The sequence below is a fragment of the Enterobacter sp. RIT637 genome, assembly GCF_019718755.1.
Lineage (GTDB): Bacteria > Pseudomonadota > Gammaproteobacteria > Enterobacterales > Enterobacteriaceae > Enterobacter.
The window spans coordinates 356,460-379,328 of record NZ_JAIHAZ010000001.1 but is presented as its reverse complement, the minus strand read 5'-3'; the positions used below and the strand labels follow the sequence as shown (position 1 = coordinate 379,328).

Sequence of the window (22,869 nt, the reverse complement as noted above, 5' to 3'; positions counted from 1 at the left end):
GCAAGCCAGGTTGGGAAGAAGCCAGCGAACTCTTCGGTCAGGATGCCGATGAAGCGCTCCAGAGAACCGAGAATTGCACGGTGAATCATTACCGGAACCTGTCGCTCGTTGTCTTCGCCAACATAAGAGGCGCTTAAACGCTGCGGCAGGGAGAAGTCCAGCTGTACAGTACCGCACTGCCATGCGCGATCGAGGCAGTCATACAGGGTAAATTCAATTTTCGGACCGTAGAATGCGCCCTCGCCCAGCTGGTATTCGAACGGGATGCCGTTCTCTTCCAGCGCCACGGCGAGATCCGCTTCTGCGCGATCCCAGGTCTCATCGCTACCGATACGTTTTTCCGGACGCGTTGAGAGTTTGACGACGATCTTCTCGAAGCCAAAGGTGCTGTACATATCGTAGACCATACGAATACAGGCGTTAACTTCGTCACGGACCTGATCTTCAGTACAGAAGATATGCGCATCATCCTGAGTAAAGCCACGAACGCGCATCAGACCGTGCAGTGCACCTGATGGCTCGTTACGGTGGCAGCTACCGAACTCCGCCATACGTAGCGGCAGGTCGCGGTAGGATTTCAGACCCTGGTTGAAGATCTGAACGTGGCCCGGGCAGTTCATTGGCTTGATGCAGTACTCACGATTCTCTGAAGAGGTGGTGAACATCGCATCTTTGTAGTTGTCCCAGTGGCCGGTTTTTTCCCACAGCACACGGTCCATCATGAACGGGCCTTTCACTTCCTGATACTGGTACTCTTTCAGCTTTGAGCGTACGAAGGTTTCCAGTTCACGGAAGATGGTCCAGCCGTCGTTATGCCAGAACACCATACCCGGCGCTTCTTCCTGCATGTGGTACAGGTCAAGCTGCTTACCGATTTTACGGTGGTCACGCTTCGCAGCCTCTTCCAGGCGCTGCAGGTACGCGCTCAGGGCTTTCTTATCTGCCCATGCGGTACCATAAATACGCTGCAACATCTTGTTGTTGCTGTCGCCACGCCAGTAGGCGCCAGCGATCTTCATCAGCTTAAAGTGATGACAGAAGCGCATGTTCGGCACGTGCGGTCCACGGCACATGTCGACGTATTCTTCGTGATGGTACAAGCCAGGCTTGTCATCATGCGAAATGTTTTCGTCAAGAATAGAAACTTTATAGCTCTCGCCGCGCTTCACGAAGGTTTCACGCGCTTCATGCCAGCTGACTTTCTTCTTGATGACGTCGTAGTTGGTTTCGGCGAGCTCGTGCATACGTTTTTCGAGCGCGTCGATATCTTCCTGAGTCAGGGTGTGGTCAAGGTCTACGTCATAGTAGAAGCCGTTGTCGATAACCGGACCGATCGCCATTTTGGTGTTTGGCCACAGCTGTTTGATGGCATGGCCTAACAGGTGCGCGCAGGAGTGACGAATGATCTCAAGACCTTCTTCGTCTTTCGCGGTGATGATAGACAGCTTCGCATCGCTCTCGATCAGATCGGACGCATCAACAAGCTCACCGTTTACACGGCCTGCTATGGTCGCTTTCGCGAGTCCAGGACCGATATCCAGGGCAACATCCATTGGGCTAACAGCATGGTCGAAATGGCGTTGGCTGCCATCAGGAAGAGTAATTACAGGCATTTTATATCCTTATTTGCAGTGATGCCCCACACATAAGAGCATATACAAAGAAAATAATCATTATTTAACAATAGATTGCGAAACCATCTGACCAACAATCGTCAAATTGGCTCGTCATCATGCTCCCGCCGATTTCAGATAAATGCGGATTTACGGCAAGCCCTCTAATGGTAACACTAATGAAAGGGCGAATGCACCCTCTGCGACCAGTTTGAACCTTCACACTTACGTGTGAGTGAACGAACTTTCGCGAACCCTGGCTCGCAATTCGAAAGTGCTGAGCTATTCTTGAACAGGTCCTTACACACCCAAGGGGCATCACATGAATGTGTCCAGTAGAACCGTTGTGATATTGAATCTACTCTCAGCTGCCGGTTTAGTGTTGATTCTTGCCGACAGATTCCATTGGTTCTGACATGAATCAATGCCGTGGCATAACCCGTTGTCCCGAATAATGCGATTTTCACCGCATTTTTTTGGTAGACTGGAACAATAAACTGACAAGGATGAGGTTATGCCAACAAAACGCTTTGCTGCGAAGCACTGGAAAATGGTGGTCGTATTAATTGCAATCTGTGGTGCAATGTTGTTATTGCGCTGGGCTGCAATGATATGGGGTTAGTGTTAACGTATTGCAAGAAAAAGTAATAAGACACCAAACCCTTAAGAACCTTTGAATATCTTTACAGCATTGACGTGAGAAAAACCGGTACATCAAAATCCGGTTTTTTTCAGGTGAGCTTTAAAACCGAAAGAGATATCAGGACCACTCACCGGCTACCAGTGTATGCACGTCAAACGCATCATTCATTGACTGACCGGTAGACTGCGACGCCGGGGCGATGTTTGAACCCGCTTCTACATCAGAGGCGGTGCTAATACCGATACGATCAGCAGCGAATACGCCAAAAGAGAGTGCCGAAAGCACTATTGCTGCTGCAGCAGTTTTGATTTTTTTCATCATGATTATTCTCATACTTAATTAGACCATAAAGACCTAAGGCTGAATTTTGCCTGTAGTGACAGTGTAGATCTGGATCACACTTTTTCATAGTCAGTTTATTTATCAATTCGTGTCAAATAATCTGAACATTCAAGGACTGGTGTAATTATGAAGAAAGTATGGAGATAATTTCGGACCAATTATTCCAAAACGCCGTTTAATATAAATCAGCACAATTTCGAAAATTTAAAAAAAGGGCCGAAATATATCGGCCCATGTAGATTACATTTTATAACCCAAAGAAATTGTCGTCCTGCGGTCAGTATGATCAGGCGCAGATTCAGGCGGTTCAGAGTTCCAGGTCACGTTGTACGCCACCTTTAACCCAAAGTGTTCATTGATGGCCACATTCAGCGCCGTCTCGGAGTTCAGCGTCGTATCATCAGCACCGAATACCGAAACACCCTGCGTGAATTTGGTGTTGTCGGTCATCTGCCAGGCGTAAGTACCAGAGGCATAGCCCAGCGGTTGGGTTTTGGTATCGCCGTTGGTGTACTCGTCATAACGTACACCTGGACCGAATTCAAAACGCAGGCTGTGTACCGGTCCGTTAAGGAACTGGCGACCATAACCAGCAGTGAAGACATCACGCTGCCGGTAGCCGTTATAGCGGTCAGTTAGCCAGCTTGCCTGACCGAAGAGGTAATCGTAATCGGTCATATTGTAACGACTACGCCCGCCTACGGCGTATTTCTCGGACGATCGCTCGTCGTTCGCTGAGGTGTTGCTGGCGTTCCCCCACAGTGACCAGGCGGTGGTGTTGCCATACCAGGTCAAGGTGCTGTCTGCGGTCAGGGAGGAGCTTTTCGTGTTGCCGGATTGCGCCAGATACCCTGCGTTCAGGTTACCTTCAAAAGGTTTTTGCGCTGTGGAGGGATCGTCCATGACAGTAAAAACGGTATCATCGGCGATTGCATTCATTGACGCAAACACGCCACCCACCAGCATCATTGCAGCGGGTACTGTCTTCAAAAGCTTCATTTTATTAAGGAGTCCATACAACAAAAAAAGAGACCATCACGGTCTCGGAAACTTTCTTGAGGATCAATGACAAGGCGTCCAGAGAAAGGTAACAAATTATAAAAAGCCGCAAATAACATAGCAATGTTTTCTTATTTCATTTTTTGAATAAGAACGATCCCAAAACGACTTTTATTTTATAAAAACATTCTCGCCCTTTTGTCAGCATTCATATTTAAAATCATACTGTTATTTACGTTGCCTTCCTGTCGATTGGTGCCAGGCTTAAAGGAACCCATGCAAAAAGGAGGTTATGATGGTTCCTGTCTACACGCTAACACTCTCCCCTTCTCTCGATTCTGCTACCTTAACCGCACAGATTTACCCGGAAGGTAAACTGCGCTGTAGCGCCCCGGTGTTTGAGCCCGGTGGTGGCGGTATCAACGTCGCACGCGCAATTACCCACCTTGGAGGCAAAGCGACGGCGATTTTTCCTGCCGGTGGTGCCACTGGTGAACATCTGGTGTCTCTGCTGGCAGATGAACAGGTTGCCGTGCAGACCGTCGAGGCCAGGGACTGGACGCGTCAAAACCTGCACGTTCACGTTGAGTCCAGCGGCGAGCAGTACCGCTTTGTCATGCCCGATGCAAAATTAAGTGATGATGAGTTTCGTCAGCTTGAGGAGAAGGTTCTGACAATTGAAAGTGGCGCTTTGCTGGTGATCAGCGGCAGCCTGCCGCCGGGTGTAAGCACTGAGAAATTCACAGCATTAATTCGGGCAGCCCAGCAACGGGGCATCCGATGCATTGTCGACAGTTCCGGCGAGGCGTTAAAAGCCGCCCTGGAGCCTGGCAATCTGGAACTGGTCAAACCCAACCAGAAAGAGCTAAGCGCGCTGGTTAATCGCGAACTCACCCAGCCGGATGACGTTCGTAACGCCGCGCAAGAATTGATACGCAGCGGCAAGGCATTGCGCGTGGTGGTTTCCCTTGGCCCTCAGGGTGCGTTGGCTGTGGATGAAACGGGCTTCGTACAGGTTGTGCCGCCCCCCATGAAAAGCCAGAGCACCGTTGGCGCAGGCGACAGTATGGTGGGAGCGATGACGCTGAAGCTGGCGCAGGGTGCGTCGCTGCTGGAGATGACGCGCTACGGCGTCGCAGCAGGTAGCGCTGCAACCATCAATCAGGGAACGCGGCTTTGTTCGCTGCCCGACACCGAGAAAATTGTTGATTATCTGTCCCGAAACTAACCGCCATCCCCTCTTCCCGGGGAGAGGGGAAAGACGAGCCATAGTCGCCAAAAACGTACTATCGACTATGCTAAGAAAACTTTCATGATAACAATGAGGTGAACTATGAGCAGTGGTGACATCACCCGCTACGTCATTACCGTCAATATTCATGAAGCGTCACTGACCGAGCTTAATGAACTCAACAACGCTTTTACACGGGCAAATTTTCTGCTCACACTCACGGACGACGAGGGCAATATTCATGATTTAGGCACGCTGACGTTTGGCCTGATAAGCGCCCTCAGCGACGAAGAGGTTCACGCCCTGGCAAGCAGCCTGGCCGAGAGTGTGACCGACAAGGACGCTGATATTGAGGTAGACACCTGGGAAAGCTGGCGAAAAAAAGAACAATAAGTGCGTTGTATGAATTTAAACCGTTCAGGTGTGCGTTAGTTCGTATTTTTTAACAGCCGTTTTGCGCTAACTTTATGATCTGGCAGACAACATGGGAGAGATATCATGTGGCAGGCTATCAGTCATCTTTTAAGCGAGCAATTAGGTGAAGGTGAAATTGAACTGCGTAATGAACTGCCTGGCGGTGAGATCCACGCCGCGTGGCATTTACGCTACGCGGGGCGCGACCTTTTCGTTAAATGCGATGAACGTGAACTTCTCCCCATCTTCACTGCCGAAGCCGATCAGCTGGATCTGCTGTCGCGCAGCAAAACGGTCACCGTCCCGCACGTCTGGGCCGTAGGAAGTGACCGCGACTACAGTTTTCTGATCATGGAATATCTCCCCGCTCGCCCACTGGATGCCCATAACGCGTTTATTCTCGGGCAGCAGCTAGCGCGATTGCACCAGTGGAGCGATCAGCCGCAGTTTGGACTCGATTTCGACAACGATCTCTCCACCACGCCGCAGCCGAACGCCTGGCAGCGCCGCTGGTCGACCTTCTTCGCAGAGCAACGTATTGGCTGGCAGCTGGAGCTGGCGGCAGAGAAAGGGCTGGAATTTGGCAACATTGACGCCATTGTCGAACATGTACAGCAGCGTCTTGCCGCGCACCAGCCTCAGGCTTCGCTGCTGCACGGGGATTTGTGGTCAGATAACTGTGCGCTGGGTCCGAACGGCCCTTATATCTTCGACCCTGCCTGTTACTGGGGTGACAGAGAGTGCGATCTCGCCATGCTACCACTGCATCCTGAACAGCTGCCACAGATTTATGACGGATACCAGTCGGTCTCGCCGTTGCCGCCTGACTTCCTCGACCGCCAGCCGGTCTATCAACTTTATACTCTGTTGAATCGGGCGATTCTGTTTGGCGGTCAACATCTGGTGAACGCGCAGCGCGCACTGGAGCGGGTACTGGCGGCGTAGCGGGCGGTCATGCACCACCCGCTTTGGCCCTAGATAAACCCGAGCAGAGAAAAAAAGAAATAGCCGGCCACGATGATGATTACCGGTAATACATAGAGCGGGAAAATCTGCAGGAAAATCGTGTGGCGCGGAACAACAATGCGGGATTCAATTTGCTCGCGGCTCATCCCGTCCGGCCCTTTCGCCTGCTCAAGAATGAGCTGGTCTTCCACACCCTCGCGTAAAAAACGGGTCTGGCGACTCATGCGCGCGCCCGATGCCTGCAATGCCATCGCGATAAAAATCAGCGCGTAAATTACCCAAAAGCCAACGTTCGCCTGTTGGTGAAAATTCGGTGTCGGTGAGTTAAACCAGAAAAAGTTTAAGAACGGGGTGTTAAAACGCATCATTTCAATCATCACATGCGCGAAATCCAGCATTACCGCATTGATACCCGGCTGCTTTTCGCTGTGATCGTACATAAATTTGAGTACGGAAATCAGAGTGGAAATCACAGCCGGAATAAAAATGGCCCAACCAGCAATACGTTTTAAGACAGCGATGCGTCCAGCTTGTTGATACGTCATTCGTTCCCCTTCAAAAAGACGCGTAATTTTTGTCTAAGTCTACCTGCTGCCCATCATTTTCGCCCGTTCTTTAAAAGCATTATGCTAAATTGCAGATTGTGCTTAGCACGTTTCGTCTGTCGAACACCTGAGAAAAGGAGACGTTGTGATGTCGACACCGCGCCAAATACTTGCCGCCATTTTTGACATGGACGGATTGCTGATTGACTCCGAACCGCTGTGGGATCGGGCTGAACTGGATGTGATGGCGAGCCTCGGCGTCGATATCAGCCGCCGGAACGAGCTTCCCGATACGCTGGGACTTCGCATCGATATGGTTGTGGATCTCTGGTATGCCCACCAGCCATGGGTTGGCCCCGGTCGTGACGAAGTGACCGCGCGGATTATTAACCGCGCCATTACGCTGGTTGAAGAGCAGAAGCCCCTGCTTCCGGGCGTGCGTGATGCGATCGCCCTGTGCAAGGCGCAAGGATTGAAGGTCGGGCTGGCCTCCGCCTCGCCGCTGCATATGCTGGAAAAAGTGCTGTCCCTGTTCGAACTGCGCGACAGCTTTGACGCGCTGGCCTCAGCCGAGAAACTGCCCTACAGCAAGCCGCACCCTCAGGTCTATATGGACTGCGCCGCGAAGCTGGGTCTGGATCCGCTCACCTGCGTGGCGCTGGAAGATTCCGTTAACGGCATGGTGGCCTCTAAAGCCGCACGCATGCGTTCCATCGTTGTCCCTGCCGAAGAAGGCCGCCATGATCCCCGCTTTGCCCTGGCGGACGTGAAGCTGGCCTCGCTGGAAGACCTTACGGTTGCACACCTGCGCGGCGAGTAAACTTCTCTTTCAGGCAGCCCTTCGCTGCCTGAAAATAAAAATAAAACATTGTTTCATTTAATTGCATTTCCCGCTTTCACCTCCTATTCTTACCTTCAGAATGACAATAACCTTACTTCTGAGGCGCGTATGATACTGGAGTCCTTCACTCTTTCAGGAAAAGTGGCCATCGTAACGGGATGCGATACCGGGCTGGGCCAGGGCATGGCCGTGGCGCTCGCACAAGCCGGATGCGATATTGTTGGCGTGAACCGTAAAGTTCCCGACGAAACGGCCGCGCGCATCACCGCTCTCGGGCGTCGATTTATGGCGATTCGGGCCGATCTCGGTCAACAAGAGAACATTCAGCGCGTAGTAGATAGCGCGGTTGCTGAGATGGGACGCGTCGATATTCTGGTGAATAACGCTGGCACTATTCGTCGGGAGGATGCCCTGGCATTTGGTGAAAAAGACTGGGACGACGTTGTTAACCTGAATCTCAAATCGGTTTTTTTCCTCTCTCAGGCGGTGGCAAAACAGTTTATCCAGCAGGGTCAGGGCGGGAAAATCATCAATATTGCCTCGATGCTTTCTTTCCAGGGGGGGATCCGCGTGCCTTCTTATACCGCGTCTAAAAGCGGTGTTCTGGGTATCACGCGCCTGCTCGCCAACGAATGGGCCACGTATGGCATCAACGTGAACGCCATTGCGCCCGGTTATATGGCGACCAATAACACGCAGCAGTTGCGCGAGGATGAACAGCGTAGCCAGGCGATACTGGAGCGCATCCCCGCCGGGCGTTGGGGATTGCCGGAGGATTTGCAAGGCCCGGTTGTTTTCCTTGCCTCCGCTGCATCGGATTATGTCAATGGTCACACCCTGGCCGTAGACGGTGGCTGGCTGGCGCGCTAGCGACGCTTTGTGACAAAGAGTTACACCGTCACCTCTTCCGCGCACTGTATAAAAACCCTATACTGTATGAATTGACAGTTTGTTGGGTTTTATCATGACGGCGGAAGGCCACCTGCTTTTTTCAATTGCATGCGCAGTGTTTGCCAAAAACGCTGAACTGACCCCTGTGCTGGCACAGGGGGACTGGTGGCATATTGTCCCTTCTGCCGTATTAACCTGTCTCCTGCCGGACATCGATCACCCGAAGTCGTTTCTTGGGCAACGGTTGAAGTGGATCGCCAAACCCATCGCCAGAGCGTTTGGCCATCGCGGGTTTACCCACAGCCTGCTGGCCGTGTTCGCCCTGCTCACCCTGTTCTATTTAAAAGTGCCCGATAGCTGGATAGTGCCGGCAGATGCCATACAGGGGATGGTGCTCGGCTATTTAAGCCATATTCTTGCCGATATGCTGACGCCTGCCGGCGTTCCCCTCCTGTGGCCCTGCCGGTGGCGTTTCCGTTTTCCCATTCTCGCCCCGCAAAAAGGCAATCAGCTGGAGCGCGTTTTATGCATGGCACTCTTCGCGTACGCCGTCTGGATGCCGCAGACATTGCCCGAAAATGGTGCAGTTCGCTGGTCATCGCAGATGATCAATTCGCTGCAATTTCAGTTCAATCGCTTTATTCATCACCAGATTGAACAATAAACCGACAAAACTATCCCATTTGTCATAACCCATTCCATTTGGATATAAGCGCTGCATCACACTTCTGCTAACCTTGCGCCATCAGGATCGGTAAAAACCGACCGTATAATAAATCAGGAGAACGGGGATGAATTTTCCACTCATCGCGAACATTATTGTGTTCGTTGTATTGCTATTGCTTCTCGCGCAGGCACGCCACAAACAGTGGAGCCTGGCGAAAAAAGTGCTGGTCGGTCTGGTCATGGGTGTGGCCTTTGGTCTGGCATTACACGCTGTTTACGGCTCCGATAATCCGGTACTGAAAGATTCCATTCAGTGGTTCAACATTGTCGGTAATGGTTACGTGCAGCTGCTGCAGATGATCGTGATGCCGCTGGTATTCGCCTCTATTCTGAGCGCTGTTGCTCGTCTGCATAATGCGACTCAGCTGGGGAAAATCAGCTTCCTGACTATCGGTACGCTGCTGTTCACCACGCTGATTGCCGCGCTGGTGGGCGTGCTGGTGACCAACCTGTTTGGCCTGACTGCAGAAGGTCTGGTTCAGGGTACGGCTGAAACCGCGCGTCTGACGGCTATTCAAACCAACTATGTTGGCAAAGTGGCCGACCTGACGGTTCCGCAGATGGTGCTCTCCTTCATTCCGAAAAACCCGTTTGCTGACCTGACCGGCGCAAGCCCAACCTCCATCATCAGCGTGGTAATCTTTGCTGCGTTCCTGGGTGTGGCTGCGTTGAAGCTGCTGAAAGACGATGCGCCAAAAGGTGAACGTGTGCTGACCGCTATCGATACCCTGCAAAGCTGGGTGATGAAGCTGGTCCGTCTGGTCATGCAGCTGACGCCTTACGGCGTGCTGGCGCTGATGACCAAAGTGGTTGCGGGATCAAACCTGCAGGACATCATCAAGCTGGGCAGCTTTGTCGTCGCCTCTTACCTGGGTCTGGGCATCATGTTTGTGGTGCACGGCATCCTGCTGGGCGTGAACGGCGTCAGCCCGCTGAAATACTTCCGTAAAGTGTGGCCAGTGCTGACCTTCGCGTTTACCAGCCGTTCCAGCGCCGCGTCTATTCCACTGAATGTGGAAGCGCAAACGCGCCGCCTGGGCGTGCCTGAATCCATCGCCAGCTTCTCTGCTTCCTTTGGTGCTACCATTGGGCAGAACGGCTGTGCGGGTCTGTACCCGGCGATGCTGGCCGTAATGGTCGCGCCGACTGTGGGTATCAACCCGCTGGATCCGGTCTGGATTGCCACCCTGGTGGGTATTGTGACCGTAAGTTCCGCAGGCGTTGCGGGTGTTGGCGGTGGTGCAACCTTCGCCGCGCTGATTGTGTTGCCTGCGCTGGGTCTGCCTGTGACGCTGGTTGCGCTGCTGATCTCCGTTGAACCGCTGATCGACATGGGACGTACCGCGCTGAACGTGAGCGGCTCCATGACCGCCGGTACGCTGACCAGCCAGTGGCTGAAGCAGACCGACAAAGCGATTCTGGAAAGTGAAGACGACGCCGAACTGGCGCACCGTTAATCAACGTTGAAATAAAAAAACCGCCTGATGGCGGTTTTTTTGTGGCTGTTATTCTTCAACCTCTTCATCCTGGCGGATCTGCATCGCCCATCGTTGCGCAGACTCCGGCACCGTAAACGTGGGAGAGCGGCGGAAATGTTCGCCGATCAGCACAAAGGCCACGTATTTACCCCGTAACTGCCAGACGTCGCGAAAACCATCCACTTTCAGGGCATGGTCAGGCGGCGCGGGCTCAACGCGGGGCACATAGCTAATAACCTGGCGGTTTTGTTGACGAAGAGGTTTCATAAGCGACTGGTTCACTAAAGCAAATTCTTGAAGCAGGAAAATTCTATGATAGCCGATCCTGCTACCCTCCGTCGCGCTCCGAGTGGGTGAGATGGCTCCTTTCGTTAATGACGTCATGTGAAAACTCTTAGTTCGCGAGCCATCTCGCAACATTGTTCTATCCTTAATAGGGTTTTTAGCAATGGATAAAGGAGAAGCGTGCAATGTCGAACAAAGATAAAACACATCAATCACCGATTCATGGCACTGAAGAATCGCAACCAGGTATGGACTCTCTCGCCCCTGCTGACGGCTCTCACCGCCCCTCACCGGGCCCATCCGCTCCTGGCGAACAGCCTACCGCGCCGGGAAGCATGAAATCACCGGATACGGGAAACGAGAAGCTGAAATCGCTTGAGCCGCACCGTAAAGGTGGCGAGGGTTTCGCGCTCACGACGAATCAGGGCGTGCGCATTGCTGACGATCAGAACTCCTTGCGTGCCGGGTCGCGCGGGCCGACTCTGCTGGAAGATTTCATCCTGCGGGAAAAAATCACCCATTTCGACCACGAACGCATACCGGAACGCATCGTTCACGCTCGCGGCTCGGCTGCACACGGGTATTTCCAACCCTATAAGAGCCTGAAAGAGATTACCAAAGCGGATTTCCTCTCCGACCCGGATAAAATCACCCCGGTGTTTGTGCGCTTTTCTACCGTGCAGGGTGGCGCTGGCTCGGCCGACACGGTGCGCGACATCCGCGGTTTTGCCACCAAATTTTATACCGAAGAGGGTATTTTCGATCTGGTCGGCAACAACACCCCGGTGTTTTTCATTCAGGATGCGCATAAATTTCCTGACTTTGTCCATGCGGTAAAACCGGAGCCCCACTGGGCCATACCGCAGGGACAAAGTGCGCACGACACCTTCTGGGATTACGTCTCGCTACAGCCAGAAACATTGCACAACGTGATGTGGGCGATGTCAGACCGCGGCATTCCGCGCAGCTATCGCACTATGGAAGGGTTTGGCATCCACACCTTCCGCCTGATTAACGCGGAAGGCAAAGCCACGTTCGTGCGCTTCCACTGGAAACCGGTGGCGGGTAAAGCGTCGCTGGTGTGGGATGAAGCGCAGAAGCTGACTGGCCGCGATCCCGATTTCCACCGCCGCGAACTGTGGGAATCCATTGAAGCCGGAGACTTCCCGGAATACGAACTGGGGTTACAGCTGATCCCGGAAGAGGACGAGTTCAAATTTGATTTCGACCTGCTCGATCCGACCAAACTCATTCCTGAAGAGCTGGTGCCGGTTCAGTTGGTGGGGAAAATGGTGCTTAACCGTAACCCGGATAATTTCTTTGCCGAGAACGAACAGGCCGCCTTCCACCCGGGCCATATCGTCCCCGGTCTGGATTTCACCAACGATCCGCTGCTACAGGGACGCCTGTTCTCCTACACCGACACGCAGATTAGCCGTCTTGGCGGACCGAACTTCCACGAAATCCCGATTAACCGCCCTACCTGCCCGTACCATAATTTCCAGCGCGACGGGATGCATCGACAGGATATCGACACCAACCCGGCGAACTACGAGCCGAACTCCATCAACGATAACTGGCCGCGTGAAACCCCTCCCGGACCGAAACGCGGTGGATTCGAATCGTACCAGGAGCGTATCGACGGCAACAAAATTCGTGAACGCAGCCCGTCCTTCGGTGAGTATTACGCCCATCCTCGTCTGTTCTGGAACAGCCAGACGCCGATTGAGCAGCAGCATATCATCGGCGGCTTCAGCTTTGAGCTGAGCAAGGTGGTGCGTACCTACATCCGCGAACGCGTGGTCGATCAGCTGGCGCGAATCGATATCCAGCTTGCGCAGAGCGTCGCCGATAACCTTGGTATTACCCTGACCGATGAACAACGTAACGCAGCCCCACCGAAAGACGTTAACGGGCTTAAAAAAGATCCGTCTCTGAGCCTGTACGCCGTTCCGGGCGGATCCATTAAGGGCCGCGTTGTCGCCATCCTGCTGAACGATAAAACCCGCGCCAGCGACGTGCTGGGGATTATGCAGGCGCTGAAAACTCAGGGAGTGCATGCGAAACTGCTTTATTCCCGTATGGGCGAAGTGACCGCCGATGATGGCTCCGTGCTGCCGGTGGCGGCGACCTTTGCCGGTGCGCCTTCGCTGACCGTCGATGCGGTGATTGTGCCGTGCGGGGACATTAACAGCCTGCTGACCAACGGTGACGCCGTGTATTATCTGCTGGAAGCCTATAAGCACCTGAAACCGATCGCCCTGGCAGGCGATGCGCGACAGTTTAAGGCGCAGCTGAAGGTGGCCGATCAGGGTGAGGACGGTATTGTCGAGGGCGACAACGTTGACGATGCCTTTATGACGAAGCTGTTTGATTTACTCGCCGCGCACCGCGTCTGGTCGCGCAGCAGTAAGATCGATCAGATACCGGCGTAAAAGAATGCCCGGTGGCGGCTTCGCCTTACCGGGCCTACAAAATCTGCGGAAACGTAGGCCGGGTAAGGCGAAGCCGCCACCCGGCACCTCTTACAGATCCCCAAACGTCCCTAACCGATACCCACGCTCGGCAATCGCATACTTTAGCGACGCCGACGTCAGCACATCCAGCTCCGCCAGGCGCGGCCAGCAGTAAGCGCTCTTACGCACGGTATTATCGACAAAAGCAGGATGCGCCATGACCTCCAGTGACTTTTCCCCCCGCGCAGCGGAATCATCCAGCACCTTAAGGAACAGCGCTTCGTCGATCTGGTCGCCATAAAATGCGCTGCTGAATCCATCTGTTGATTTTACAGCGCAGTTCGGCACTCCGGGCACCTCACGATCCACGCGGATCGCAACGCCTTTACGCTGTGCAAACTCCGCGACAATCGGGAAAATCGCCGGGATCATGTGCACGTGGTGATGGCTGTCGATGTGCGTCGGCTCCTTGCCAAACACATCAACAAAGCGGTTAAACTGGCAATCCAGTTCACGGGTGATCTCTTCGAGCGGCAGAGCGCCCTGCTCTGCCATTTCCCAAATCCATTTCCCTAACTGCCCGTCACGCGTCAGGCCCGGCATCGGTGAAATCGGCATACCCAGCGTCAGAACAAAATGCATGCCCACACCCAGCTCGGGAACGTCGCGACTTAACTGAGCCGCATGTTCAACCGCCTCGCCGTTTATCAATGCCGTGGTTGAACTCACTACACCCCGACGACATGCTTCAATGATGCCGTAGTTCTGCCCTTTCGACAGGCCAAAATCATCGGCGTTTACGATCAGCAGGTTTTCCATCGTACATCCTCTTAACGGTGTGTGTACTTCAGTTTCTCAACCGTTGCAGCAAAGTTTGGCAGCCATTTTTCATGCGCCAGGATCATTTCACTCGCCAGCTGCTCGGCGTCACGGTCGGAATGCACCAGCGGACTGAGGTTCAGGGCCAGCAGCACGTCATTCAGTTCACCGCTCAGCGCCGCATTGCTTGCCGCCACTTCAAAGCCTTTGATGGTGTGGATCAGGCCCATCACTTTGTCGTCGAAGTGGGTGATGCGCGGGTGCGGTTTTGCGCCATCGCGACCCAGAATGCAGGTCATCTCAACGGCCCAGTCAGCCGGAATATTGTCGATGTGCCCATGATGCGGCACGTTGACGTAGTGCTCAGCCTGCTTGTCGTTGTAAATGGCGTTAATCACTTCGCAGGCCGCATCGGAATAGTATGCCCCACCGCGCTGCTCCAGCTCTTTCGGTTTAACATTAAGATTTGGATCTTTATACAAATCAAACAGCTGCTTCTCAACTTTTTGTACCACCTGGGCACGCGCGCCGCCTTTGTAGTACTCGCCCATTTCGATAGCCAGCATCTCTTTCTGCTTGAAATAGTAGAGCAGATACGAACACGGCAGCAGGTTCAGGGAGCGGATCAGCCCTTCGCTGAATGGCAGATCGAAAATATTTTTCACGGATGCGGCGGTCAGACGACCCGAAGCAACACCGTCGAGCAGTTCGGCAAAGCGCGACTTGCCGTTCACTATCACGTCTTTGATAAACACCATGTGGTTCAGGCCGAACAGATCGATGGAGAGATCGTCATTGTCGGTCAGTTCCAGCACGTCGCGGATAAACATCTTCATGCCAATCGGGATATTACAGACGCCGATAAAGCGTTTGAAACCGGTGTGGCGATAGACTGCCTCGGTCACCATGCCCGCCGGGTTGGTGAAGTTAATCACCCACGCATTCGGGCAAATCTCTTCCACGTCTTTAATGATGTCGAAAATCACCGGAATGGTACGCAGACCTTTAAACAGACCGCCCGCACCGTTGGTTTCCTGGCCCAGATAGCCGTGGCTCAGCGGAATACGCTCATCCAGCTCGCGTGCTTTCAGCTGGCCGACGCGCAGCTGGGTGGTGACGAAATCAGCATCCTTCAGCGCCAGACGGCGATCCAGCGTTTTATGCACGGTCAATGGCACACCGGCTTTCTCAACCATACGTTTACAGAGGTCGAAAATAATATTCAGCTTTTCCTGACCTTCTTCTACATCCACCAGCCATAATTCGCTGACCGGTAATTCATGATAACGTTTCAGGAAACCTTCCAGTAATTCTGGGGTATAGCTGCTGCCGCCACCAATGGTTACGACTTTTAATTTCTGTTGCATAATATCTCCCTTAGCGTATCAGGTTAACCGCCTGCAAGGTATAGCGTTCTCTTCCCGCTATTTGGGCAAGCAATTACGTCAATATTCGTGGCGAATAAAATCGCCGGATATTAATTAATTACCGTCAAATTCTTCCGGTAACTGTTTGGTGTGAACGAAGTAAACTTCTTAAACGTTTTAATAAACAGGCTGGGGCTACTGTAACCTGACTCATAAGCAATATCGGTGACAGAGTAATTAGTAATTTCCAGCTGTTTCTTGGCAAAGTTAATGCGGATTTCATTAATAATTTGCACGGGCGTTTTACGGTAATAACGCTGCGTCGCGCGGGTTAAATACTCCTGCGACTTGCCCGACAACGAAACCATATTTTCCAGCGCATTGTCGCTGAACTGCCCTTTGTCGTGCATAAGCTCAACGGTGCTGCGAAGCCACTGTGGGATGTCATCAATGACCTGCTGTTCTTCGCGATGATGGCGAAGGCGGTTCATCACGTAAAACGTCACGGTTTCAATAAACTCGTCGAACTCATTGTCGCGGAAGTTGAGTGAGGCAATAACCGTTTCGATCCAGGTCATGAACTCGTTTTTGACGCGATAGACCTGTGATGCCACGAAGCAGAACGGTACCAGCGGCAGATAATGTTTCTCAAAGAAGCGTCGGCTGACGCCCACATTCAGAATACGCGTGGCACCAAATTCGTAAAAGCTCTGATGATAGGAACCCATCGGCAGGAAGACAAAATCTCCGCGCTCCAGTAACACGCGCTTACCGTTGATCTCCTGGTAGTAGCGGCCGGTCAGAACAATCGTGAACTCGTAGTAGTCATGCTGGTGCAGACCACTGGCGCTCTCCGTCTTGTTGTAAATAACCACGTGAAAATTCTTGCCATTAAACAGTTGCTGCTCAAGTGCGGTTTTAATTTCCATCGTGCTGACCTCCTGCTGCCTGACCTGACTTACTGCATCTTCTCGTGAAGCTCGATTAACTCTGCCACCAGCTCGCGCGCCAGCATGGAGGTCATCAGATGATCCTGTGCATGTACCAGCACCAGGCTCACCTTCATTTTCCCCTCGCCCTGGTCACCTTCGATAAGCTTCGTCTGCACCAGATGCGCTTCATTCAGTGCAAGACGGGACTGGTCCATCATGGTTTTTGCTGCGGCGAAATCACCCTGCTTGGCCTGCTTCAGCGCGGCATACGCCAGGCTGCGTGCCTGTCCAGAGTTGATGATAAGCCCCATCACCACTTCTTCCAGATCGTTCTCTAGGGTTTCGTCTGCGACAATACTATCCAAATCTAACATCGTTAAGCTCCTTTTAGCTGGCGCGGGTTGCCCCGCGCCGTGCAATTTTAGAATTTCAGTGCGAGGGCGATATCCTCTTCGCTCTCTTCTTCATCGATAACGGTTGCCGCTTTGTTCGCTATTGCCACGAATGGCATGTAAAGCAGGGTTGCAATCCCGAGGTTGAATATCGCCAGCAGGAAGGCCGCGACGCTACCGTTGGTGTTAAAGAACGCGCCCAGACCGGCTGGCATGGTCCACGGTGCAATGTTGGTCACCGGCGGGATAATGCCCAGGTAGTACGCGGTCAGGGTGATGGCCGCCAGCAGCGGTTGCACCAGGATGAATGGAATGAACATCACCGGGTTCATGATGATCGGCAGACCAAACAGAATCGGTTCGTTAATCTGGAAGATGCCTGACGGCAGCGCCAGCTTCGCAACCTGACGATGATCGGCACGACGAGAGACAATAAAGACCGCGATGATCAGACCCAACGTCGCCCCGGTACCACCCAGGAAGATATAGGAGTCAAGCATCGGCTTCGCCCACACATGGAAGGTTTTACCGGCTGCCAGCGCCGCATCAACGGAGCCGTACTGCTGATAAAGCGCAACGTTTTCCAGTGCCCACGGGGTCATGATACCGCTGTCCAGCGCCGCCAGTGCCAGTGAACCATGCACGCCGAAGAACCACAGCAGGGAGGTAAAGATGACATACGCCCAACCAACCACTCCACCCATTGACGCCAGCGGCGTAGAGATAGAGTCCATAATGATCTGGTGGAAGTTTGTGCCCCAGTGAGAGAGCGCCCAGGCGATAATCCCCATAATAGAGAGAATAATGAAGCCTGGAATCAACGCGGAAAATGAACGAGATACCGATGCAGGAACGCTATCCGGCAGACGGATAACCCAGTTGCGGCGAATAATGAACGTGAACATTTCCGCAACGACCAGACCGATAACAATACCCGAAATAATATTTGCGCCACCCAGCCAGTTAGCCCCGACTGCATAAGCCTCGCCGACGCTGTAAGGGGTAACCGTCATAAATGCAGCGACAGAGAGTAAACCTGCGGCCAGAGGATCCACTTTACGCTCTTCAGCCAGCGCCATCCCGATAAAGAAAGGCGCCATCAGCGACATAATACCCAACGTACCGTTGTATACGTTGCCGCCGATGGCTTTGAGACCATTAAGGGTTTCAATAGTGGAAGCGTCTAACCGAATTCCTAATGAATAAAAGAAGGAACCTTCACCAAAGCTCAGAAAAACGTTGTTAATTAAAACGAACATTGCCCCGGCCAGCGTCAACGGCATTAATTTAATAAAGCCGTTTTTGATGGCATTAACGTGAGGCTGCTTTCCTATTTTAACAGCAAAAGGAAGGAGTACCTTTTCAAGTGAAGCGATGACTTTACTCATAGGAAAATACCCTTAAATGCCGCAACGCATGTTACGGCGTATTGTGTGTGAAATAACTCTTTGACGGGAAAAATAAATAATTAATTAGCAGCTTTTTTAATGGCTGCAACAGCAGCTTTTAATACACCTAAACCATCAATCTTACCGTACAGCCCCGAGTCGATGACTTCGACCGGTTTATGTGGCAGCAAACGCTGAATTTCTGGCAACATATAAGCAATTTGTGGCCCCAGTAAAATGACATCTGCTGTCTGGCCCTTTTCGCCCGCCAGCGTTTCTGGAAACGCTTCGATCACCACAGGAACTTCATACTTCTCTGCCTGCGCACGCATCTTGGAAACCAGAAGTGAGGTTGACATGCCCGCAGAACAGAACAGATAGATATGTTTCTTTTCCATAATAACTTCCCTCTTGTGTGCCCCCCGCCGTCGCGCTATCACTCGACTTGCTATCCCGGCTGACGGGTAGGTTACTTACCGTTGTTTGTCGTTGAATTGAGTATACGCAATGGTACAAGGAGGGGATAATTCTGGACAGGCTTAAATTGTCTCTCATTGACCTGGCTTGTTGACTCTCTTCACATTTCAGGCAAATAATTCGCGCAAAGAAATAAGATTTACGCATGCATAAAAAAACCGGCCTTCAGGCCGGTTAGTTAACATCCTCAGGCAAGCGCGGTTACTGCGCCTTAGGAGCCTGTGGATCGGTGTCGTATTCTGCACAGGTCTGGTAACCGGAGTTAATCACATGACCGGTATCATCCAGCGCGACAAAGTAGGTCTCTGCCTTACCATCACGTTGACCCAGTATGTAGGTCTGACAGGTTCCCTTCGCATGAATCATGGTGACTTCAGAAGAAGGTTTACCTGCAATTGCAGCAACCTGCGAACGCGTCATCCCTTTTTTGACGTCTTTTACGACCGGCTGTGTAAACTGATCCTTGGTGCGATCATAAGCCGTACACCCTGCCAGCATAGTCAGTACCGCCGCTGCGCTTAAAATTCCTGCTACGTTCTTGTTCATATTCCGTCCTCTTGTTTATCAGCGTGTTATCTAAGCATGGGATAAAAAATACTATTGTTCAACTTTGCGAGTTACGCCACACGAATTTCGGAAAATTCTAATAAAACAACGATAAGCTGCTAAAGCGCCGCAATTTAGCCCACTCGAAACTGTGATCCTTGTCGTTTTACGCCCAAAGGGTTAGTTTTAACAGATAACATTTTTCTGTCTCGTTCTGCATAGGGAGGGCGTAATGGCTCTGCAACAAGAGATTATCCAGGCGCTGGGCGCGAAACCTGCGGTAGATGCACATGAAGAGATCCGCCGTAGCGTGGATTTTTTAAAGTCGTACTTAAAAAAGAACGCTTTCCTGAAATCCCTGGTGCTGGGCATCAGCGGCGGCCAGGACTCTACGCTGACCGGCAAACTGTGCCAGATGGCCATTTCAGAGCTGCGTGAAGAAACGGGTGATAATGCGCTGCAGTTTATCGCCGTGCGCCTTCCTTATGGCGTACAGGCTGACGAACAAGATTGCCAGGACGCAATTACTTTCATTCAGCCCGATCGTGTTCTGACCGTAAACATTAAAGGTTCCGTGCTGGCGAGCGAACAGGCGCTGCGCGAAGCCGGTATTGAGCTGAGCGATTTCGTACGCGGCAATGAAAAAGCGCGTGAGCGTATGAAAGCGCAGTACAGCATTGCGGGAATGACCAGAGGTGTTGTCGTTGGGACCGATCACGCAGCGGAAGCGGTCACCGGTTTCTTTACCAAATACGGCGATGGCGGCACCGACATTAACCCGATCTTCCGCCTGAACAAGCGTCAGGGTAAACAGCTTCTCGCAGCACTTGGCTGCCCGGAGCATTTATACAAGAAGGCGCCAACCGCGGATCTGGAAGACGATCGCCCTTCCCTGCCTGATGAGGCCGCCCTGGGCGTGACCTATGACAATATTGACGATTATCTGGAAGGCAAAAAGCTGGATGAAGGTACCGCGAAGATTATCGAAGGCTGGTATCTGAAAACCGAGCACAAGCGCCACACGCCGATTACGGTGTTTGACGATTTCTGGAAATAAAAGCAAAACGGTAACCCACTTTAGTAGGCCGGGTAAGGCGCAGCCGCCACCCGGCTCTTTTTTAACCACCACACACCTGCTACACTGTATGCCTGAACAGTATATGGAGCAGTATGTGAGCAGGCGTCAATCTGCCCCGCGTCTTGAGTTTGAAGCGGCGGCTATTTATGAATATCCCGAACATCTTCGTCCCTGGCTTGAAGCGTTGCCTAAACAGCCGGGTGTATACATCTTTCACGGCGAAAGCGACACCCTGCCGCTCTATATCGGTAAAAGCGTGAATATTCGCAGCCGGGTTTTATCCCATCTGCGCACGCCGGACGAAGCCGCGATGCTCCGCCAGTCGAGACGCATCACCTGGTTTCCAACAGCGGGTGAAATGGGCGCGCTGCTACTGGAAGCCCGGCTGATCAAAGAGCAGCAGCCGCTGTTCAATAAGCGCCTTCGGCGCAACCGCCAGCTCTGTTCTCTGCAGATCAGCAACGGCAAACCGCAGGTTGTGTACGCCCGTGAAGTTGATTTTTCCCATGAGCCGAACCTCTATGGCCTGTTCGCCAATAAACGCGCGGCGCTACAGGCTTTGCAGGCGCTCGCCGACGATTTACAGCTTTGCTACAGCCTTTTAGGTTTAGAGGGCACCACGCGCGGCCGCGCCTGTTTCCGCTCGGCGCTGAAGCGCTGCGCGGGTGCCTGTTGTGGGAAAGAGAGCGTCGAGGAGCATAACGCCAGACTGCTCGCCGGGCTGGCAGCCATCAGCGTCAAATGCTGGCCATGGGAGGGCGCCGTTGCCCTGAAGGAAGTGGGTGAAGTAATGACGCAGTATCACATCGTCCACAACTGGCTTTGGCTGGGCGCCGTTGATACGTTGCAAGACGCCGTAACCCTGCTGCGTACCCCCGCCGGGTTCGACCACGACGGCTACAAAATACTCTGTAAACCCGTGTTAACCGGCAAGTACGAGATCATTTCGCTTAATGACCCGGCAGCCACGTAATTTCACTGAACAACAGCGTTCCTGTTGATTCCAGTAACCGGAGGGTATGCGTGCCCTCCTCCCAACTGGCTCCCTGATCCGCCGTCAGCAATTTTTCGCCAAGCTGCCACGCGCCGCTTAACACAAATATCACGCCGCCGCGGGAGCCATAGGTGGTGAAGGTCCGATCCGCGACGCGAACCTTCGCCTGACAGCAATCACGCCGGGTCATAATATTGAAATCCATCGACATCTGACCATCCGTCAGCAGCGCTTTCACCGGCAGATCGCCGGCAAAACTGTAGGGCTGATGATGCTTCAGCGTATGGTGAAACGCCTGACCGGCATCCAGCGTGACCTCTCCCCCTTCCAGCAGGGTGATCACCCGATCGACGCCGGGAAACGAAGAAAATTCGCCATTGCTGGCAATAGAGGCAATGCTGGCGCGCCAGTAAAAATCACGCGTCGCGGGAGGGAAGCAACATATTTCACGCGTTTCGCCCGCGCCATTTCGCCAGAGACTGACCGGCATCTTACGGATATCAAAGAACTCCATCACCACTCCTGAGGGGCGCAACCTGCGCCAGGGCAACGACATTGCTGTCATTGCTGTCTTGTTTATTATCGTTGGAAATCTACAGACGTATTATCGGCAGCAGAGTGGGCAACCTTAGTAAATCTCTGACGCGACTACAGGAGAATACCGCGCTGGCGGCGGCAGGCAAGAGGTGGGCAGAAAGAAAAAACCGCCGGTCCTGTCCACAGCGTTTTTGCTTATGTGAACAGGATCCCGGCGGTCTTAAGAGGGTGAACCGATTATTCGGTTGGTGCTGGCATTTTACCTTCCGGCGCCGGACGTTCTGTCAGACGCTTCTCAAAATTGGCATTAAATTGTTTTTTCTGTTCCGGGGTCAGAATGTTGTAGATCTTATTCTGGGTTTCCATGTGGGCGAGCATGCGGGCTTTATGCTGCTCGGCCATTTTGTCAATCTGCGCTTCCGCTTTCGCTTTGTCGAAGGTGTCGCTGGCAATGATGTCATGCATCGCGCGGCGCTCTTCCAGCGGAGGACGTTTCATCTGGTCACGCTGGCTTTTCATGATGTCACGAACCTGCTGTTTCTGCGCATCGGTCAGGTTCAGGTCTTTAAACATCATCATCTCATGGTGCATACCTGGCTTGCCTTTATGATGCATCATCATTTTGCCTTCAGCTGGCGCGGCGGTCGTGGTGGCGGTATCTGCGGCGAACGCCATGCTGGTAGCGCCCAGAGCCAGGGTAGAGGCAACAAACAGTGCAGTTAACTTACGCATAATGTATTTCCTTACTTTCAGTTATTCTTCGGCGCTATGCCGTGTTGACGATATTAACTTTACGGGGTTAATCGTCAATTTGTCAGAGCAACGGTAAAACAATGAAAGTGTAAAAAACAATTTTTCGTCAAATGTGGAGGAATTAAGTATAAAAGATGGAGAGGTGAAACATAAATA

At 52.6% G+C, this 22,869-nt stretch carries 25 protein-coding genes and 1 pseudogene; 12 read left to right on the top strand and 14 right to left on the bottom strand.

Features of this window, described 5'->3' with window-relative positions; all coding sequences use genetic code 11:
* Window positions 1-1,613: threonine--tRNA ligase (gene thrS, locus K5E19_RS01825; protein ID WP_221550021.1), on the bottom strand; the 1,613-nt coding region annotated here is incomplete at its 3' end.
* A gap of 322 nt (window positions 1,614-1,935) precedes the next feature.
* On the opposite strand from thrS, the gene yncL reads away from it, so the two are divergent.
* A complete protein-coding gene (gene yncL, locus K5E19_RS01820; protein ID WP_071785204.1) occupies window positions 1,936-2,028 on the top strand; it encodes a stress response membrane protein YncL in 93 nt (30 codons plus the stop codon).
* 99 nt (window positions 2,029-2,127) lie between these two features.
* Window positions 2,128-2,235 carry a small membrane protein YniD gene (yniD, locus tag K5E19_RS01815; RefSeq protein WP_010426102.1) on the top strand — a complete coding sequence of 36 codons (108 nt, stop codon included), beginning with the start codon at window positions 2,128-2,130 and terminating at the stop codon, window positions 2,233-2,235.
* Window positions 2,236-2,373: 138 nt separating this feature from the next.
* Here the strand turns inward: yniD and K5E19_RS01810 are convergent, their stop codons facing one another.
* Complete coding sequence (locus K5E19_RS01810) at window positions 2,374-2,574, bottom strand: hypothetical protein (protein WP_221550020.1); 201 nt, start codon at window positions 2,572-2,574, stop codon at window positions 2,374-2,376.
* A gap of 264 nt (window positions 2,575-2,838) precedes the next feature.
* Window positions 2,839-3,597, bottom strand: coding sequence for a YdiY family protein (locus K5E19_RS01805; protein WP_174339380.1), 759 nt, complete (start codon window positions 3,595-3,597; stop codon window positions 2,839-2,841).
* Window positions 3,598-3,892: 295 nt separating this feature from the next.
* Between K5E19_RS01805 and pfkB the strand changes: the two genes are divergently transcribed.
* The 3 genes from pfkB (at window position 3,893) to K5E19_RS01790 (ending at window position 6,187) form a co-directional block, all read left to right on the top strand.
* Window positions 3,893-4,825, top strand: coding sequence for a 6-phosphofructokinase II (pfkB, locus tag K5E19_RS01800; RefSeq protein WP_221550019.1), 933 nt, complete (start codon window positions 3,893-3,895; stop codon window positions 4,823-4,825).
* Window positions 4,826-4,930: 105 nt separating this feature from the next.
* A complete protein-coding gene (gene ghoS / locus K5E19_RS01795) occupies window positions 4,931-5,221 on the top strand; it encodes a type V toxin-antitoxin system endoribonuclease antitoxin GhoS (protein ID WP_108416807.1) in 291 nt (96 codons plus the stop codon).
* A 105-nt stretch (window positions 5,222-5,326) separates the two neighbouring features.
* A complete protein-coding gene (locus K5E19_RS01790; RefSeq protein WP_221549736.1) occupies window positions 5,327-6,187 on the top strand; it encodes a fructosamine kinase family protein in 861 nt (286 codons plus the stop codon).
* 29 nt (window positions 6,188-6,216) lie between these two features.
* Here K5E19_RS01790 and K5E19_RS01785 read toward each other — a convergent pair whose 3' ends face one another.
* On the bottom strand, window positions 6,217-6,753 hold the full coding sequence (locus K5E19_RS01785) for a YniB family protein (RefSeq protein WP_221549735.1): 537 nt from the start codon (window positions 6,751-6,753) through the stop codon (window positions 6,217-6,219).
* Window positions 6,754-6,901: 148 nt separating this feature from the next.
* Between K5E19_RS01785 and hxpB the strand changes: the two genes are divergently transcribed.
* The 4 genes from hxpB (at window position 6,902) to tcyP (ending at window position 10,668) form a co-directional block, all read left to right on the top strand.
* Window positions 6,902-7,573, top strand: coding sequence for a hexitol phosphatase HxpB (hxpB, locus tag K5E19_RS01780; protein ID WP_108416806.1), 672 nt, complete (start codon window positions 6,902-6,904; stop codon window positions 7,571-7,573).
* Window positions 7,574-7,702: 129 nt separating this feature from the next.
* Window positions 7,703-8,464, top strand: coding sequence for a 2-dehydro-3-deoxy-D-gluconate 5-dehydrogenase KduD (gene kduD, locus K5E19_RS01775; protein ID WP_221549734.1), 762 nt, complete (start codon window positions 7,703-7,705; stop codon window positions 8,462-8,464).
* Window positions 8,465-8,558: 94 nt separating this feature from the next.
* Entirely contained in the window at window positions 8,559-9,149 is a 591-nt protein-coding gene (locus K5E19_RS01770) for a metal-dependent hydrolase (protein ID WP_221549733.1), read from the top strand.
* A 127-nt stretch (window positions 9,150-9,276) separates the two neighbouring features.
* On the top strand, window positions 9,277-10,668 hold the full coding sequence (gene tcyP, locus K5E19_RS01765; RefSeq protein WP_216356951.1) for an L-cystine transporter: 1,392 nt from the start codon (window positions 9,277-9,279) through the stop codon (window positions 10,666-10,668).
* Between the two features lie 48 nt (window positions 10,669-10,716).
* Here the strand turns inward: tcyP and cedA are convergent, their stop codons facing one another.
* Entirely contained in the window at window positions 10,717-11,073 is a 357-nt protein-coding gene (gene cedA, locus K5E19_RS01760) for a cell division activator CedA (RefSeq protein WP_260411582.1), read from the bottom strand.
* An 86-nt stretch (window positions 11,074-11,159) separates the two neighbouring features.
* Between cedA and katE the strand changes: the two genes are divergently transcribed.
* Window positions 11,160-13,409: a catalase HPII gene (gene katE / locus K5E19_RS01755; protein ID WP_221549732.1), complete on the top strand. Its 2,250-nt coding sequence runs from the start codon at window positions 11,160-11,162 to the stop codon at window positions 13,407-13,409.
* Window positions 13,410-13,499: 90 nt separating this feature from the next.
* Here katE and chbG read toward each other — a convergent pair whose 3' ends face one another.
* The 7 genes and pseudogenes from chbG to osmE form a co-directional block, all read right to left on the bottom strand.
* Complete coding sequence (chbG, locus tag K5E19_RS01750; protein WP_221549731.1) at window positions 13,500-14,249, bottom strand: chitin disaccharide deacetylase; 750 nt, start codon at window positions 14,247-14,249, stop codon at window positions 13,500-13,502.
* Between the two features lie 11 nt (window positions 14,250-14,260).
* On the bottom strand, window positions 14,261-15,616 hold the full coding sequence (locus K5E19_RS01745) for a 6-phospho-beta-glucosidase (protein ID WP_221549730.1): 1,356 nt from the start codon (window positions 15,614-15,616) through the stop codon (window positions 14,261-14,263).
* 110 nt (window positions 15,617-15,726) lie between these two features.
* A pseudogene (gene chbR, locus K5E19_RS01740) lies at window positions 15,727-16,563 on the bottom strand (transcriptional regulator ChbR); the annotation flags it as partial.
* An 11-nt stretch (window positions 16,564-16,574) separates the two neighbouring features.
* Entirely contained in the window at window positions 16,575-16,922 is a 348-nt protein-coding gene (gene chbA, locus K5E19_RS01735) for a PTS N,N'-diacetylchitobiose transporter subunit IIA (protein ID WP_221549729.1), read from the bottom strand.
* A gap of 47 nt (window positions 16,923-16,969) precedes the next feature.
* Window positions 16,970-18,328 (bottom strand): PTS N,N'-diacetylchitobiose transporter subunit IIC, encoded by a 1,359-nt coding sequence (chbC, locus tag K5E19_RS01730; protein ID WP_010430146.1) that lies wholly within the window; start codon window positions 18,326-18,328, stop codon window positions 16,970-16,972.
* Window positions 18,329-18,408: 80 nt separating this feature from the next.
* Window positions 18,409-18,765: a PTS sugar transporter subunit IIB gene (locus K5E19_RS01725; RefSeq protein ID WP_260591518.1), complete on the bottom strand. Its 357-nt coding sequence runs from the start codon at window positions 18,763-18,765 to the stop codon at window positions 18,409-18,411.
* 241 nt (window positions 18,766-19,006) lie between these two features.
* The gene (gene osmE, locus K5E19_RS01720; RefSeq protein WP_010430142.1) at window positions 19,007-19,351 is read right to left on the bottom strand and encodes an osmotically-inducible lipoprotein OsmE; all 345 of its coding nucleotides are present in this window, start codon (window positions 19,349-19,351) and stop codon (window positions 19,007-19,009) included.
* A gap of 232 nt (window positions 19,352-19,583) precedes the next feature.
* Between osmE and nadE the strand changes: the two genes are divergently transcribed.
* Together nadE and cho are read left to right on the top strand one after the other, a co-directional pair.
* Entirely contained in the window at window positions 19,584-20,408 is an 825-nt protein-coding gene (nadE, locus tag K5E19_RS01715) for an ammonia-dependent NAD(+) synthetase (protein WP_221549728.1), read from the top strand.
* Window positions 20,409-20,523: 115 nt separating this feature from the next.
* Window positions 20,524-21,402 (top strand): excinuclease Cho, encoded by an 879-nt coding sequence (gene cho, locus K5E19_RS01710; protein WP_221549727.1) that lies wholly within the window; start codon window positions 20,524-20,526, stop codon window positions 21,400-21,402.
* On the opposite strand, the gene ves is transcribed toward cho, so the two are convergent.
* Together ves and spy are read right to left on the bottom strand one after the other, a co-directional pair.
* Window positions 21,380-21,937: an environmental stress-induced protein Ves gene (gene ves / locus K5E19_RS01705; RefSeq protein ID WP_221549726.1), complete on the bottom strand. Its 558-nt coding sequence runs from the start codon at window positions 21,935-21,937 to the stop codon at window positions 21,380-21,382. The genes cho and ves overlap by 23 nt on opposite strands.
* 260 nt (window positions 21,938-22,197) lie before the next feature.
* Entirely contained in the window at window positions 22,198-22,692 is a 495-nt protein-coding gene (spy, locus tag K5E19_RS01700; RefSeq protein WP_221549725.1) for an ATP-independent periplasmic protein-refolding chaperone Spy, read from the bottom strand.
* Window positions 22,693-22,869 lie beyond the last annotated feature (177 nt).

What these genes read in the sequence shown, in the direction of transcription:
- kduD (WP_221549734.1), top strand. Translation starts at nt 7,703, where the DNA reads ATGATACTGGAGTCCTTCACTCTTTCAGGAAAAGTGGCCATCGTAACG.
- pfkB (WP_221550019.1), top strand. Translation starts at nt 3,893, where the DNA reads ATGGTTCCTGTCTACACGCTAACACTCTCCCCTTCTCTCGATTCTGCT.
- yniD (WP_010426102.1), top strand. Translation starts at nt 2,128, where the DNA reads ATGCCAACAAAACGCTTTGCTGCGAAGCACTGGAAAATGGTGGTCGTA.
- yncL (WP_071785204.1), top strand. Translation starts at nt 1,936, where the DNA reads ATGAATGTGTCCAGTAGAACCGTTGTGATATTGAATCTACTCTCAGCT.
- chbA (WP_221549729.1), bottom strand. Translation starts at nt 16,922, where the DNA reads ATGTTAGATTTGGATAGTATTGTCGCAGACGAAACCCTAGAGAACGAT.
- katE (WP_221549732.1), top strand. Translation starts at nt 11,160, where the DNA reads ATGTCGAACAAAGATAAAACACATCAATCACCGATTCATGGCACTGAA.
- K5E19_RS01745 (WP_221549730.1), bottom strand. Translation starts at nt 15,616, where the DNA reads ATGCAACAGAAATTAAAAGTCGTAACCATTGGTGGCGGCAGCAGCTAT.
- cedA (WP_260411582.1), bottom strand. Translation starts at nt 11,073, where the DNA reads ATGACGTCATTAACGAAAGGAGCCATCTCACCCACTCGGAGCGCGACG.
- spy (WP_221549725.1), bottom strand. Translation starts at nt 22,692, where the DNA reads ATGCGTAAGTTAACTGCACTGTTTGTTGCCTCTACCCTGGCTCTGGGC.
- hxpB (WP_108416806.1), top strand. Translation starts at nt 6,902, where the DNA reads ATGTCGACACCGCGCCAAATACTTGCCGCCATTTTTGACATGGACGGA.
- tcyP (WP_216356951.1), top strand. Translation starts at nt 9,277, where the DNA reads ATGAATTTTCCACTCATCGCGAACATTATTGTGTTCGTTGTATTGCTA.
- K5E19_RS01785 (WP_221549735.1), bottom strand. Translation starts at nt 6,753, where the DNA reads ATGACGTATCAACAAGCTGGACGCATCGCTGTCTTAAAACGTATTGCT.
- chbC (WP_010430146.1), bottom strand. Translation starts at nt 18,328, where the DNA reads ATGAGTAAAGTCATCGCTTCACTTGAAAAGGTACTCCTTCCTTTTGCT.
- K5E19_RS01810 (WP_221550020.1), bottom strand. Translation starts at nt 2,574, where the DNA reads ATGAAAAAAATCAAAACTGCTGCAGCAGCAATAGTGCTTTCGGCACTC.
- chbG (WP_221549731.1), bottom strand. Translation starts at nt 14,249, where the DNA reads ATGGAAAACCTGCTGATCGTAAACGCCGATGATTTTGGCCTGTCGAAA.
- K5E19_RS01805 (WP_174339380.1), bottom strand. Translation starts at nt 3,597, where the DNA reads ATGAAGCTTTTGAAGACAGTACCCGCTGCAATGATGCTGGTGGGTGGC.
- ves (WP_221549726.1), bottom strand. Translation starts at nt 21,937, where the DNA reads ATGGAGTTCTTTGATATCCGTAAGATGCCGGTCAGTCTCTGGCGAAAT.
- K5E19_RS01770 (WP_221549733.1), top strand. Translation starts at nt 8,559, where the DNA reads ATGACGGCGGAAGGCCACCTGCTTTTTTCAATTGCATGCGCAGTGTTT.
- nadE (WP_221549728.1), top strand. Translation starts at nt 19,584, where the DNA reads ATGGCTCTGCAACAAGAGATTATCCAGGCGCTGGGCGCGAAACCTGCG.
- ghoS (WP_108416807.1), top strand. Translation starts at nt 4,931, where the DNA reads ATGAGCAGTGGTGACATCACCCGCTACGTCATTACCGTCAATATTCAT.
- osmE (WP_010430142.1), bottom strand. Translation starts at nt 19,351, where the DNA reads ATGAACAAGAACGTAGCAGGAATTTTAAGCGCAGCGGCGGTACTGACT.
- K5E19_RS01790 (WP_221549736.1), top strand. Translation starts at nt 5,327, where the DNA reads ATGTGGCAGGCTATCAGTCATCTTTTAAGCGAGCAATTAGGTGAAGGT.